Below are 12,437 nucleotides of genomic sequence, written 5' to 3'. Positions count from 1 at the left end.
CGATTAACGAGCTTATTCGGCTCATTTGGTGAGCCGATAATGCCGACTAATCGGCTCACTGTCTAACCTTTAAGCCATGGCTATCGGGCTTGAACTCGCCTGCGCAGTGCGGTTGATCCGCCTTGGCAGGCGGCTGGCGCTTCATTCAGAGACTCAAGCCCAATATCAATCCAACGTGTACTCAAACGTACTCACCACCCGCAGCCGTTTCCCCACGGTCCGCCCGCTGTCCATATCGCTGCCATCGTCATCGATAACCCGAATCACCCCCTGGTTGGCGTTCTTCAACCGCCCCAGCGTGGCGCCAGCATCATCGGCAAAACGAGTCGCCTGCTCACGGGCATTGCTGGTGGCCGCCTCCAGCAACTGCGGCTTGAGCTCATTGAACCCACGCAACTGATAACGCGGCCCGGCAAAACCATTCACCTCGGTATCCAGCTGCACACCGGCCAAGATCAGCGGATCGATGGCATTGGCCGCCTTGCCCACCGCATCCACGCGCTCGGACTTGACCAGCACCTGGCCCTGACCGTTGAAGCGCAGCGCCACATCACGCGAGGCCCATTCACGCGCCAGCAGATCCTGTACCTGCAACGGTCGCACTTCGATCTCCTCGTCGGTGAAGCCCTGCTCGCGGAGGAAATCCAGCACCAGCTGGCGATCCTCGCTCAGCCCCTTCTGCACCTCGGCGAACTGATCGCCACCACGGCGAAAGCCCAGCGTCCAAACCGCAAAGTCGCTCTTCACGTCCATCTCCGCCAGGCCCTTGACCGTCACCGTGCGGTCGGCCATGCGAAAACGCTCCACACCCTGCCCCACCGACCAGCCGGCGAAGGCCACTGCCGCAGCGATCAACGCCGCCGGCAGAAATCCGATTCGTGCTGTAGCCACCTGCTTCTCCCCTTAGGAATTGACCGAATGCGCATGCTACTCCAGCGCCGGGCGAACGCCAGCATCAGCGCTCAGCCGCGGCCCAGACGCTGCAACGCCTCCAGCCGAAAGGCTATGTGCTGCTCCAGCTCGCTCAGCTCGCGCTCCAGCCGCACGCGCTGCTGGGTATCGCTGCAGGCATCCAGCCGTTCGCGCAACGCGGCACGCTGCGCCAGCAATTCCACTTCCCGGGGCGGCACCCCGGCGCTCTTCAGCACCGAGAACGGCAAGCGCAGGCCCGGCGGCGTCTGCAGCCAGCCTTCGTCCATCACCAGCGGTTCGCCTTTTTCCTGCACGCCGCGCTGCCATCTGGCGATATCGCGGGCGATGCGTTGTTCGATGTCCTGATCGCTCATGACTTGCGCCTCTTCTACCTGCCCGGTCATGAAAACCCAGCAGCATGGCTTTGTCAGCGGCCGGCCGACGCCAGGTCGTTGGCACGTCGGTTGCGTCGCGTCTGTATGATTGCGCCGCGCGCGATGCGAACTTTTGCCGCTGCGTTCATTCTTTTGCTTAGCGCCACCGCTACCCGATCCGAGGAGCCACCCCTTGCCCAGTCTCAACCTGCAGATTCTTGTCGCGGCCTGCCTGGGTGTCGCCATCGGCTGGCTGACCGGCACGCTGCCGACCGACGCGCCCGTGCGCGAAGGCGTGCTCTACGCCAGTACCCTGGCCGGGAGCATCTTCATCGGCTTGCTGAAGATGGTGCTGATTCCGCTGATCTTCACCTCCATCGTGGTCGGCGTGGCCAACCTGCAGGCGCACCATCAGGTGCATCGGGTGTGGGGCGGCGCACTGGTCTACTTCACCCTCACCACCAGTGCGGCGATGCTGGTGGCGCTGGTCGCGGCGAACATCTTCAAGCCGGGCGCGGGGCTGTCGCTGGATCTGTTCGCCGAGGCCATGAACGACTTCGAGGCGCGTCAGCTGACACTGCCGGAGTTCTTTCTGCACTTCTTCGCCAACCTGTTCCAGAACCCCTTCGCCGCGCTGGCCAACGGCAGCATCCTGGCCGTCGTGGTATTCGCCATGTTCATTGGCATCGCCCTGGTGGCCGGCGGCGACCGCTACCGGAATATCCTCGTGGTGCTGCAGGAATTTCTCGAGCTGATGATGCGCATCATCAGCTGGATCATGCGTCTGGCGCCGCTGGGCATCCTCGCGCTGCTGATCAAGCTGGTGGCCGAGCAGGATGTGGCGCTGCTCAGCGCCGTCGGCGGCTTCATCGTGCTGGTGTTCGCCACCACGCTGTTTCACGGCATCGTGGTGCTGCCAGGCATTCTCTTCCTGGCCACCGGCAAATCGCCACTGTGGTTCTTCCGCGGTACCCGCGAGGCACTGATCACCGCGTTCGCCACCAGCTCCAGTGCGGCGACATTGCCGATCTCCCTGCGTTGCGCGGAGGACAACCTCAAAGTGCGCCCGGGCATCGCCGGTTTCGTGCTGCCGCTGGGCGCGACCATGAACATGGACGGCACCGCACTCTACGAAGCTGCAGCTGCGCTGTTCGTCGCCAACCTGATGGGTATCGAGTTGAGCCTGGCGCAGCAGGCGGTGGTGTTCTTCACTGCGATGATCGCCTCGACCGGCGCGCCGGGTATTCCCAGCGCCGGCATGGTGACCATGGTGATGGTGTTGCAGGCGGTCGGCCTGCCGGCCGAAGCGGTGGCGATCCTGCTGCCCATTGACCGCCTGCTGGACACAGTGCGCACGGCGGTCAACGTCGAGGGCGACATTATCGGCAGTGTGGTAGTGCAGCGTTTCGCCGATCGCGCCTAGCGCAGCATCAGGTCGACGACTCCTTGCGGGTCTTGGCGATCAGCTCCGGGTCGATGCCCCAGCATTCGTCCAGATACCAGTCCTCACCGAACATTTCCGCCGGATGCTGGGTGCGGCCCGCACCGTTGCCACAGGCCATCGAAGTTGCCGGGCAATAGCGGTCGCAGCCCCAGCACACACGTTCGGGGTGGGAAGGTTCGAGGGGAAATTTCTTGGCCATTGCGCGTGCCTTTTCTGGCGTTGTTGCAGTGGCCACAGGCTAAGCCTCCTCGCCGCCGCCAGACTTGATCATGCTCAAGAACGACCGGTATCGGCGCAAAACAACTGTATGCACATACAGATAAAGATTGCCTGCAGCGCCGTTTGTGCACATGCTTCGCGCCATCGACCGCTGCCGTCACAGCCTCCATGCAACTCTATCTCTGCGAAAAACCTTCCCAGGCCCGCGACATCGCCAAGGTGCTCGGCGCCAACCGGCGTGGCGACGGTTGCCTGCAGGGCGCCGGGGTGACGGTGACCTGGTGCATCGGCCATCTGCTGGAAACCGCCCCGCCGGACGCCTATGACCCGCGCTACAAGCGCTGGGTGCTGGCCGACCTGCCGATCGTGCCGGAGCGCTGGAAGATGCTGGTCAAGCCGAGGACCGCCAGCCAGTTCAAGGCGGTCAAGCGTCTACTTGGCGAATGCAGCGAACTGGTGATCGCCACCGATGCCGACCGCGAAGGCGAGATGATCGCCCGCGAGCTGGTCGAGCATTGCCGCTATCGCGGACCGATCCGCCGCCTGTGGCTCTCGGCGCTAGACGATGCCTCCATCCGCAAGGCGCTGGCTGCACTCAAGCCTGGCGCCGAGACCTTCAATCTCTACCATGCCGCCCTCGGCCGCTCGCGCGCCGACTGGCTGATCGGCATGAACATGAGCCGGCTGTTCACCCTGCTCGGCCGCCAGTCCGGCTACCAGGGCGTGCTGCCGGTGGGCCGCGTGCAGACGCCAACGCTGCGTCTGGTAGTGGACCGCGACCGCAGCATCGCCGACTTCATCCCAGTGCCGTTCTGGGCCATCGATGTGCAGCTGCTCGCCGATGGCGCCGCGTTCACCGCGCAGTGGCAGGCGCCGGATGACTATTGCGATGATCAGGGCCGCTGCCTCGATCAGGCCCGAGCACAACAGGCCGCGGATGCCATGCGCAACTCTGCCGGCGCCCGGCTGGTGAAACTGAATACCGAACGCCAGCGCGAGGCTGCGCCATTGCCGTTCGATCTCGGCACGCTGCAGGAAGTCTGCTCGAAGAAGCTCGGCCTCGGCGCCCAGGAAACCCTCGATATCGCCCAGGCGTTGTACGAAACCCACAAGCTGATCACCTACCCGCGCAGCGACTGCGGCTACCTGCCGCTGAGCCAGCACGGCGAAGCGCGGGCGATTGTCGCGGCGCTGGGGCAGGCCGATCCGACGCTCGCGGCGCTTGAGCCACATCTGGACCCGTCGCGCCGCTCGCGGGCCTGGAACGACGCCAAGGTCGGCGCTCACCACGGCATCACTCCCACGGCCGCGGCGCGTGGTCTGGAACGCCTGGCCGGCCGACAGCGTGCGGTTTATACGCTGATCCGCGCGCGCTATCTGGCGCAGTTCCTGCCCAACCACGAATACGACCGCACTCAAGCCGACTTCGACTGCGCCGGCCAGGCGCTGCGGGCGGTGGGCAAGCGGGTCGTCGAGCCCGGCTGGAAACGCGCCATGCCCGAAGCACTGGCGGCAGCACGGGGCAATCGCGAGGCGCCCGCGCCGCAAAGCCTGCCAGCCCTGCAACAGGGCGGGGATTACGCGGTGGGCGAGATCAACCTCAAGGACCAGCAGACCCAGCCGCCGAAACCCTTCACCGAAGGCGACCTGATCAAGGCGATGAAGAACGTCGCCAAGCTGGTGGATGACCCGCGGTTGAAACAGAAACTCAAGGACACCACCGGCATCGGCACCGAGGCGACCCGCGCCGGCATCATCCAGGGCCTGCTCGACCGTGGCTATCTGCTTCGCCAGGGCAAGGCACTGGCGGCGACGCCGGCGGCGTTCAGCCTGATCGACGCCGTGCCACGGCCGATCGCCGACCCCGGCACAACGGCGATCTGGGAGCAGGCGCTGGATATGGTGCAGAGCGGCGAGATGCCGCTGGAAGAATTCGTCGCCAAACAGTCGGCGTGGATGAGCAAGCTGGTCGAACGCTGCGCCGGGCTGCGCATGACCATCAGTGGCCCACCGGTGGCCGCCGGCCGCAACGGCAAACCGTGGAAGAAGAAACGCAGCGCCGCGGCGCGCAAGACAGCCGGCCCACGCACGAGAAAAGCACGTGCGGCGGATTGATGGGATGGACCGGGCGGGCCTCCTACAAAAGCACCAGCGACCGCACTGCCCCAGTGGGAGGCGCGCCCCCGCGGCGAATACGGCCACCGCTCCTGCCCAAAGATCAAAAGCTTCGCCCCGTGGGCGGGCCTCCCACAAAAGCATCAGCGACCCGCACCGGCCAGTGGCAGGTCCGTTATTGCACGTCCAGCACTGTGTACACCTGCGGCAGGGCGTTTACCCGAATGCCCACCTCATCACCCACCTGCCGTCCGAGCAGGCCTTGCCCTAGCGGTGAGCGAGGCGAGATCACCAGAATCTCCCGGCCTTCATGCTGCAGCTTCAGCCCAGCGGCATCCGGGCCAAGGAAGAACCAGCGTCCGGCGCCATCGTGTTCAAGACAAAGCAGCGCACCGACCCGCACGCACTCGTCCGAGCCGATAGTCGGCTGCAGGTTGCGGTAAGCGGCAAGTGCCGTCTCGATCTCATGCAGGCGTCGCCTTTGCCCGTCGGCGAGGTAGGCGGCTTCCAGGCCACGGGTGTCGTACTTGTTCTCGGCCTTGCTCTCGGCATGGGTGGCGGCCTCGTGGGTCGCGGCCAGCACGGCCTTGGCGACCTCGCGGTCGGCTTCGAGGGTGGCGATGATCTGTTGCTGAAGGGCGGTCTTGTTCATGGGCCAGGCTTATAGCCCGATGGCGTGCCGAAGGGAATGGCAGCGTCGCTGTTCGGCGCGGCACCCGCCTCGATGACCTCATCGGCCAGCCAGGGATTGCGGCCCTCGGCGATCCACTCCAGCGTCTCGCGCCAGAAACCGTTGCGGTGCCGGTCATGGAACAGGCCGAAATGGCCGATACGCTCGAAGCCCATCGCGCGTGGATTGAGCTGCACCAGCTGACGCGGGCTGTTGCGGAAATAGCCGAGCCCGCGGCGCATGGCCGCCGGGGTCGCGAATTCATCGTCGCTGGTGCTTACCGCCAGGATTGGCGCTCGAACCGCACCGAAACGGCTGAACAGCAGCTCGTGCTCGGCGGATGGATAACTGTCTTCCAGTCGCGCGCCGCGCCGGGACCATTCCAGCGAGACACCCGCCGGCAGGTCTTCCAGCCAGCCGAAGCGCCGTCCGGGAAAATAGCCAACCAGGCGGGTGACCGCGGGCATGAACAGGTGCCACTTGGCATACATGCGCAGACGCTGATCGGCGGCATAGTCGCGCCAATAGGCGTACTGCCCGGCCACGTTGAGGTAACGGTCCACCTCGCTGGCAGCAGCGGCAAAGCCCGGCATGAAGCCGCCGGCGCTATGCCCCACCGCCACCAGCAGCCCGTGCGGATTACGCGCACGCATGTAGCGCACCGCGGCATCGAAGTCGTATTCACCCCAGTCGCGCCAACGCATCTGCATGTCGCGCAGGCGCTGCGGTCGTGAGCCGCCGATGCCGCGAAAGTCGTAGGTCAGTGCAGTAAAACCGTGCTCAGTGAGAAAGCTCGCGTAGCGTGCGTAATAGCGCGACAGCACGCCGGTGGCGCAGCTGATGATCACCGCGCCACGTTCGGTACCTGCCGGCCGCCACAGCTGCGCGGCGAGGGTGTAACCATCTGTGCACTGCAGAGCAACGGACTCGGGCATGGCAGGGACCTTTCGAATTGTTATGCCGCCACCTTGCCCCGCAGCGTGAATTTTTGCCATAACCTGCCGGCACCTTTGCGCAGCGGCAGCAGTCTGTTTATGACAGCCGCATGACCACTGCAGGCAGGTGGGCTGCAGTGCATCACCTCATCGTGTTTCCACTGGCATTACCGCCCCGACTTACAGCGCCAATGTGCTGCGGATTCCTGGCGGCTCGGAGAAAAGTACATGACCGGCGAACAGCTGATCGTCTTTGGCGTACTGGCGGCAACGCTGGTGCTGTTCGTCTGGAATCGCTGGCGCTACGACCTGGTCGCCCTCGGCGCGCTGCTCGCCTGCGCACTGACCGGCGTCGTGCCGGCGGACGAGGTGTTCTCCGGCATCGGCCATCCCGCCGTGATCTCAGTGGCCGCGGTGCTGGTACTCAGCCGCGGACTGCTCAATGCCGGTGTGGTGGATTCCGTGGCGCGGCGGCTGATGCAGGTCGGCGAGCGGCCATGGGCGCAAGTGGCCGCGCTGACCGGAATCGTCGCGCTCAGCTCTGGCTTCATGAACAACGTCGGCGCGCTGGCGCTGTTCATGCCGGTGGCGATCTGGATGTCGCGCCAGAGCGGCCGCTCACCCTCGTATCTGCTGATGCCGCTCGCGTTCGGTTCGCTGCTTGGCGGTACCCTGACGCTGATCGGCACCCCGCCGAACCTGATCATCGCCGGTTACCGCGCCGAAGCCGGCGAGGCCCCGTTCGGCATGTTCGCCTTTCTTCCGGTGGGCGCTGCGGTGACGGTCGCCGGTGTGCTGTTCATCGCCCTGCTCGGCTGGCGGCTGGTGCCGCGGCGACAGGAACAGGAAGGCAACGGCGACTTGTTCGAGATCAGCGCCTACCTCACCGAAGTGCGGGTACCGGAAAGCTGCAAATATGCCGGGCGCACGCTGCACGCGCTGATCAATGCAGTGGAGGACGAAGCCGATGTGCAGGTGATCGCCCTGGTACGCGGCGATGAGCGCCAGCGCATGCCCTCGACCTACGAGGTGCTGCGCGAAGGCGACATCCTGCTGGTGGAGGCCGACTCGGACAGCCTCAAGGCGCTGCTCGACGTCACCGGCGTCGAGCTGGCGGCCAATGTCGACGAGCAGGAGGATGAGGCACGCGAGGAGCAGGAAGCGACCGAGCAGGCCGTCGAGGAAGAGAAGGCACGCAAGAGCCACAAGAGCCGCCACGGCGAGCTGACCCTGGCCGAAGCCATCGTCTCGCCGCGCTCCATGCTGGTAGGCACCAGCGCCAGCGGCCTCGACCTGCGCGAACGTCACGGCGTCAATGTGCTGGCCGTGGCCCGCCAGGGGCAGCGGCTGCGCCAGCGGCTCGGCAAGATCCGCTTTGCGTCCGGCGACATCCTGCTGCTGCAGGCCCGCGAGGACGCACTGCAGTCGAGCCTGAACAGTCTGGGCTGCCTGCCGCTGGCGTCCCGCGGGCTGAGCATCACCACCCCGCGCAACGTGCTGCTGGCCAGTGCCATCTTCGCCATCACCCTGGCGACAATCGCCTTTGGCCTGGTTCCCGCTGCCACAGCGCTGGTCACCGGGGCGCTGGTGATGATTCTGGTCGGGCTGATTCCTCTGGGCGGTATCTACGAAAGCATCGACATGCCGGTGATCGTACTGGTCGCGGCGATGCTGCCGGTTGGCCAGGCGCTGGAAAGCAGCGGGGGCTCGCAACTGATCGCCGAAGCCCTGCTGGAGCTAGGCCGGTCGCTGCCACCAGCCGGAACGCTGGCGCTGCTGATGGTGGCCGTGATGCTGATCTCCAACGTGGTCAACAACGCTGCCGCCGCGGTGCTCGCCGCCCCCGTGGCGATCAGCCTGGCGCGCGGCATGGACGCGTCGGTCGATCCGTTCCTGATGGCCGTGGCGATCGGCGCGTCCTGTGCCTTTCTCACGCCTATCGGCCATCAGTCCAACACGCTGGTGATGGCGCCGGGCGGATATCGCTTCGGTGACTACTGGCGGCTGGGACTGCCGCTGTCGATTCTGGTGGTGCTCTGCGCGGTGCCGGCAATTCTCTGGATCTGGCCGCTCTGAAGCAAAGCCGACGGCGCCAACTGGTGCCGTCGGCGGGCTGATGCTCAGCTCGCCTTGAAGCGGCTGACGTTGTCCAGCAGGGTGCCGGCCAGATCGCTCAGGCGGCTGGCAGTGTGGTGATTGGTGCCTACCGCTTCGCCGTTTTCCTCAGCCATGCGCGCGATGGTGGTCACCTGCTGAGCGATTTCCGCCGATGCCGCGCTCTGCTCGCGCAGCGCATTGGAAATCTCGGCGACGGTCGACAGCACCTGGTTCGCTGCCTCACGAATGCCACCCATGGCCTCGCCGGCCCGCTGCGCGCGGGCGACGCCCTCGTTGACCTTGGCGACGCCCTGCTCCATGCCCTGCACCGCACCCTCGGTGCCCTGCTGAATGGCTGAAACCATCTGCGCGATTTCCTTGGTGGAGTTGGCGGTACGCTCGGCCAGCTTGCGCACCTCGTCGGCCACCACCGCAAAACCACGCCCCTGATCACCGGCACGCGCCGCTTCGATCGCCGCGTTCAGCGCCAGCAGGTTGGTCTGTGCGGCGATATCGCCGATCACCCCGACGATGGCCGATATCTGCCCTGAGCGCTCGCCCAGCTCGGCGACGGTGCGCGCCGAGTCGCCGACGGACACGGCGATCTGACTGATTTCCTCGACCACTGCAGCGACGATCTCGCCCCCCTGGCGCGACAGTTCGCCGGAGCGATTGGCCAGCGCATCAGCCTCACCGGCGTTGCGCGCAATGCTCTCGATGCCGACGGTCATCTGCTCCACCGCTGCCGCCATGCTCGATGCCGCATCGCTCTGGCACTGCGAGGCGACATGAATCTGCCCCGAAGCGGTCGCCAGGCTGCGTGCCGAGTCGGCGACGTGGTCGGAGTTGCTCTTGATGCTGCCGATCAGCTGGCGCATGGCCTCGGCCATGCCGTTGAAACTGCCAGCGACATAACGCAGCTCGTCCCGCGCGGCCAGCTGGATATGCGCGGTGAGATCACCGGCGGCGAGTCGCTCGCTGCCTTCGCGCAGGCTGCGAATGCTGGTCATCACCGACAGGTAGGCGCCGACCGAGAGATAACCGATCACCGCCAGTACCACCAGCAGCATGGCGAGGTTGCCGTGCAACATCTGCCGCGCGTTGTCGATGCGCTGCTGCAGCAACTGGTCAAGATTCGGCAGCAGTACGTCGTACATCTGCGTGTAGGCGATGCTGATTGCTTCGGTGGTCATGTCGAAGAACTGCGCCGGCGAGGTGCTGCTGAAATCGCCGCGCAGCACCATGCCCTGCACCACGCTATCGACCGCTTCGCCGCGCTCACGCAGGGTCGCCACCGCGCGGTTGAGCTGAGGCTGCAGCTCCGGCCGCTGGGCGATGACCTTTTCCATGCTGCGTTCCATCTCCACCGTGGCCGAACGGATCTCCTCGGTCACCACGATCAGCGCCGTGCGTTGCTCATCGCTGATCTCACCCTTGGCTAGCATCGCCGATGCGCTACCGCGCAGACGACCCAAGCGCTCGATGAGAAACGGCAGGCGGTTGACTGCCGTGGTCATCAGGTAATAGGTCTGCGGTTCCGGATCGAAGGTCAGGCCGTAAGCATCGGAGAGCAGCGTCTGGAAGTTCAGCAGCTCACCGATCAGCGCGGTATGCGCCTGAAAGCTTTGCGGCTGCGACCAGCCCTGCACGCCCCGCTTGATCTCGTCCCAACCGCGGCTGATGTCCTGCCATTCGCGCATGCCGCGCCTGTCGTCGGCCAGCACGCGATTCATCTCGGCCACGGCAGCATCGACGCTGGTCTGCAGCGCGCTTCGGCGATCCGCCATTGCCGCGTTGCCACCCAGCAGCATCGCCGACACGCCGCGATGCTGCTGGGTCAGCTCGACCAGCTTGGACAGCGGCCGCGCCAGGTCGGATGCCACCAGCTCGTTCTCCGCACGCTCGATGGTGCGGTTGAGCTGGCTGGCGATGGTCCACATCAGGCTGGCGAAGGCGAGAAATACCAGCAGGCCGATCAGAGCGAACTTGCTCGGATAGTTGAGCCGGTTCATCAGCAGTTCGGCAGGGGCAAAGACGAGTTTCATGGGGCATTCCTGAACGGTACGAGGCACTACGCGAAGCTGATCGACATCGAGTTGCCCGGCGGTTGGCTGGGACGCTTTCAGCGGATCAGAACGAAATGAGATCTGCCGCGCAAAATACGGAGACGACTCCCGGGTCACCCTGACCAGAATCAAGATTGCAGGGCAAAAAAACGGCGCCAACAAACCGTCCATCCGAATGCCTGGCCCGCCGTTCCCCCTGCTAAAGGAATTGCTCTGTAGCGGGCGAACTCACGCGTGCCGATGCAATCCCACCACCCTGTGATCTCCTTCTTTGGCAGTCGGGCTTTACCTGAGCCCGCAAGCGTGAATAATGCCGCCCCTTTCGACGTGACGAGGTATCCATGACGGCGCCAGCCACCGCAGCGACTCCGCCCCTTTCCGCCCGCGCCGTGTTGCTGCTCGAGCTGGCGCTGGCCATGGGCGGCTTTGCCATCGGCACCGGCGAGTTCGCCATCATGGGTTTGATGCCCAATGTGGCCGAAGGGTTGGGCATCAGCGAGCCCCAGGTCGGCAACGTGATCAGCACCTACGCGCTGGGCGTGGTGGTAGGCGCACCGTTGCTGGCGATCCTCGGCTCACGGCTGTTCCGCCGACACCTGCTCTTGTTGCTGATGGGTTTCTTCGCCCTCGGCAACTTCGCCAGCGCCCTGGCACCGGACTATTCGACGCTGATGATCTTCCGCTTCATCACCGGCCTGCCCCACGGTGCCTATTTCGGTGTGGCGATGCTGGTGGCCGCCTCCATGGTGCCGCCGGACAAACGCGCCCAGGCAGTGGCCCGCGTGCTGATGGGGCTGACCGTGGCAATCCTGATCGGCAACCCGTTGGCCACCTGGCTCGGACAGTGGCTGAGCTGGCGCTATGCCTTTGCCCTGGTTGGCGCCATCGCCCTGCTGACGGTATTGCTGGTGGCGCTGTTCCTGCCGCTGAACCGCGACGAGCCGCGCAACAGCCCGTTGCACGAAATCCGCGCGTTCAACCGCCCGCAGGTCTGGCTGGCGCTGGCGATCAGCTCCATCGGTTTCGCCGGGATGTTCTGCGTGTTCAGCTACATGGCGCCGACGCTGCTGGAAGTCACCGGCGTCAGTGCCGGCTGGATTCCGTTTGCCCTCGCCGCCTTCGGCCTTGGCGGCATCGTCGGCAATCTGGTCGGCGGCTGGCTGTTCGATCGGCTGCGCTTCAAGGCGGTCGCCTGGCTCTTGCTGTGGAGCGCGCTGGTGTTGCTGGTATTTCCGCTGGCGGCGCACTCGGTATGGACGATCTTTCCGGCGGTGTTCGCCGTGGGCACCATGGTCTCGCTGTCGCCCGCGCTGCAGACCCATCTGATGGATGTCGCGGCGGATGCCCAGACCCTTGCCGCCGCCTCCAACCACGCCGCCTTCAATGTCGCCAACGCCCTCGGCCCCTGGCTCGGCGGCCTGGCGATCACGGCGGGCTTTGGCTGGACTTCCACCGGCTACATCGGCGCGGCTACCGCCGTTGGCGGCCTGCTGGTATTCGCCTGGGCATGGAAGATCGAGCGCGCGGTGCAGGACGCCGACGCCGGGCAGGCGACCTGCTGCTCCTGAGGCCGAAGCCGGCCGTCCGCTGGCCGCGACAGGGGCG

The 12,437-nt window shown here is 65.6% G+C and carries 10 protein-coding genes; 4 read left to right on the top strand and 6 right to left on the bottom strand.

Going from position 1 to position 12,437, the window contains the following annotated elements:
• Nucleotides 1-165 precede the first annotated feature (165 nt).
• Nucleotides 166-891: an SIMPL domain-containing protein gene (locus UIB01_RS06385; protein ID WP_038657944.1), complete on the bottom strand. Its 726-nt coding sequence runs from the start codon at nucleotides 889-891 to the stop codon at nucleotides 166-168.
• A 71-nt stretch (nucleotides 892-962) separates the two neighbouring features.
• Complete coding sequence (locus tag UIB01_RS06380; protein ID WP_038657942.1) at nucleotides 963-1,286, bottom strand: hypothetical protein; 324 nt, start codon at nucleotides 1,284-1,286, stop codon at nucleotides 963-965.
• A gap of 193 nt (nucleotides 1,287-1,479) precedes the next feature.
• Here UIB01_RS06380 and UIB01_RS06375 point away from each other — a divergent pair, with 193 nt between their 5' ends.
• A complete protein-coding gene (locus UIB01_RS06375) occupies nucleotides 1,480-2,709 on the top strand; it encodes a dicarboxylate/amino acid:cation symporter (RefSeq protein WP_038657940.1) in 1,230 nt (409 codons plus the stop codon).
• Nucleotides 2,710-2,716: 7 nt separating this feature from the next.
• Here UIB01_RS06375 and UIB01_RS06370 read toward each other — a convergent pair whose 3' ends face one another.
• Nucleotides 2,717-2,929 (bottom strand): DUF3079 domain-containing protein, encoded by a 213-nt coding sequence (locus UIB01_RS06370; protein WP_003283903.1) that lies wholly within the window; start codon nucleotides 2,927-2,929, stop codon nucleotides 2,717-2,719.
• A 188-nt stretch (nucleotides 2,930-3,117) separates the two neighbouring features.
• Between UIB01_RS06370 and UIB01_RS06365 the strand changes: the two genes are divergently transcribed.
• On the top strand, nucleotides 3,118-5,064 hold the full coding sequence (locus UIB01_RS06365) for a DNA topoisomerase III (protein ID WP_038657937.1): 1,947 nt from the start codon (nucleotides 3,118-3,120) through the stop codon (nucleotides 5,062-5,064).
• A 175-nt stretch (nucleotides 5,065-5,239) separates the two neighbouring features.
• On the opposite strand, the gene UIB01_RS06360 is transcribed toward UIB01_RS06365, so the two are convergent.
• Together UIB01_RS06360 and UIB01_RS06355 are read right to left on the bottom strand one after the other, a co-directional pair.
• Nucleotides 5,240-5,716, bottom strand: a complete 477-nt coding sequence (locus tag UIB01_RS06360) for a GreA/GreB family elongation factor (protein ID WP_038657935.1) — start codon at nucleotides 5,714-5,716, stop codon at nucleotides 5,240-5,242.
• A complete protein-coding gene (locus UIB01_RS06355; RefSeq protein WP_038657933.1) occupies nucleotides 5,713-6,669 on the bottom strand; it encodes an alpha/beta hydrolase family protein in 957 nt (318 codons plus the stop codon). The genes UIB01_RS06360 and UIB01_RS06355 overlap by 4 nt, the downstream gene beginning before the upstream one ends.
• A gap of 228 nt (nucleotides 6,670-6,897) precedes the next feature.
• Here UIB01_RS06355 and UIB01_RS06350 point away from each other — a divergent pair, with 228 nt between their 5' ends.
• Nucleotides 6,898-8,745, top strand: a complete 1,848-nt coding sequence (locus UIB01_RS06350; RefSeq protein WP_038657931.1) for an SLC13 family permease — start codon at nucleotides 6,898-6,900, stop codon at nucleotides 8,743-8,745.
• Between the two features lie 44 nt (nucleotides 8,746-8,789).
• Here UIB01_RS06350 and UIB01_RS06345 read toward each other — a convergent pair whose 3' ends face one another.
• Nucleotides 8,790-10,811, bottom strand: coding sequence for a methyl-accepting chemotaxis protein (locus tag UIB01_RS06345; protein WP_038657929.1), 2,022 nt, complete (start codon nucleotides 10,809-10,811; stop codon nucleotides 8,790-8,792).
• A gap of 362 nt (nucleotides 10,812-11,173) precedes the next feature.
• Here UIB01_RS06345 and UIB01_RS06340 point away from each other — a divergent pair, with 362 nt between their 5' ends.
• Nucleotides 11,174-12,400: an MFS transporter gene (locus tag UIB01_RS06340; RefSeq protein WP_038657927.1), complete on the top strand. Its 1,227-nt coding sequence runs from the start codon at nucleotides 11,174-11,176 to the stop codon at nucleotides 12,398-12,400.
• The last annotated feature ends 37 nt before the right edge of the window (nucleotides 12,401-12,437 follow it).

Origin of the sequence: Stutzerimonas decontaminans, from assembly GCF_000661915.1 — a bacterium.
GTDB lineage: Bacteria > Pseudomonadota > Gammaproteobacteria > Pseudomonadales > Pseudomonadaceae > Stutzerimonas > Stutzerimonas decontaminans.
Note: the sequence above shows the minus strand (reverse complement) of the source record. Positions and strands in the feature narration are given on the sequence as shown.